The organism is Vibrio sp. Y2-5, assembly GCF_014596725.1.
Taxonomy (GTDB): domain Bacteria; phylum Pseudomonadota; class Gammaproteobacteria; order Enterobacterales; family Vibrionaceae; genus Vibrio.
In genome coordinates, this window is record NZ_JACVEG010000040.1 from 1 (window position 1) to 1,248 (window position 1,248).

General features: G+C 43.0%; 1 protein-coding gene and 1 pseudogene. Both read right to left on the reverse strand.

Going from position 1 to position 1,248, the window contains the following annotated elements; translation table 11 throughout:
- Positions 1 to 291: pseudogene (locus tag HUO09_RS21725) on the reverse strand (hypothetical protein); the annotation flags it as partial.
- 115 nt (positions 292 to 406) lie between these two features.
- On the reverse strand, positions 407 to 1,168 hold the full coding sequence (locus tag HUO09_RS21730) for a DUF2931 family protein (protein ID WP_223159533.1): 762 nt from the start codon (positions 1,166 to 1,168) through the stop codon (positions 407 to 409).
- Positions 1,169 to 1,248 lie beyond the last annotated feature (80 nt).

Below are 1,248 nucleotides of genomic sequence, written 5' to 3' on the forward strand. Positions count from 1 at the left end.
TAATGCCCCCGTTAAAGGAAGCACGTTTCCGTCATAGTCTGGGTAAGTGTAACGGCGGTAGTTTTCCATATTCAATCGAGGCCCCGTTAGGTTGCCATAAGGCAACATCATGCTGGTCCAATCCTCTACTTCATTCACGCCGTAAGCTTCTTCAACCGCAGAAAAGTAATTATAAGAGACAGCAGCCCCAATTTGCCAAGCTTGAAAATGGTCGTCATCGGGGTAACCTTGGTCAGTACAAGCCGTGGTACTAATAAGCGCCGTAATCGTTAATATGAGCATTTTGTTCACACGTTGGTCGTTCCTATTCAAGGCTTGTGGGCAAGAGAGGCTAAGATTTTTCATCACGCATTTCATTTATGTACTGCGTTAAAANACCCAGACTTGTCCGTCCATTCAGGTTTTGTCACTTCGGACCCTCAGAGACGGGGCTAACGCTATTCTCAACATAGGTAATGCGGCCATTCGAATCAGAGGAGACCACATCTTCAAGGTTTTGCATTATATGGTTCGTGCTGTGCCATACCTGATTCACTTTATCCCACGGAATGGGTTTGTTTTTTGCCAAAGAAGGGTCTTTAGGGGGCATAACTTTTGTTGGTTCATATTCCCCGATATAGGTATAAAGCAAACACCCCCTTAACCACAGTTTTGCTCGTCCATCCGGTAATAAACCAAAAATAAAATCTGTCTGATAACAACTTTGTCCTTCAAGCGAGCCACTCTGATACGTATATTCCTTTACCATGGCTGCTTTGATTTGAGGGGTGACGTCGACAACGGTGGTGTAGGTTGTTGAGTTATTTCTTGATATCCAATAAACATAAAGCTCATCAGGCAATGATTTTTGTCCTTTTCCCAATTGATTGGGTGTGAAATTAATCGCGCCAGTTAATGGCAATACATAACCATCGTATTCAGGATAGGTATATCGCCTCATGTTTTTCATATTTAGTCTAGAAGGTCTCGCCATATTTCCAGTATATGGCAACATGATACTCGTCCAATCTTCTTTCTCATTGACTCCGTAGGCTTCATAAATCATAGCTGGAAATTCATAAGAAATAGCCCCCCCAATTCGCCATGCTTGAAAATGGTCGTCATCGGGGTAACCTTGGTCAGTACAAGCCGTGGTACTAATAAGTGCCGCAATTGTTAATATGAGCATCTTGTGCACACGTTGGTCGTTCCTATTCAAGGCATGTGTGCAAGAGAGGCTAAGATTTTTCATCACGCATTTCATTTATG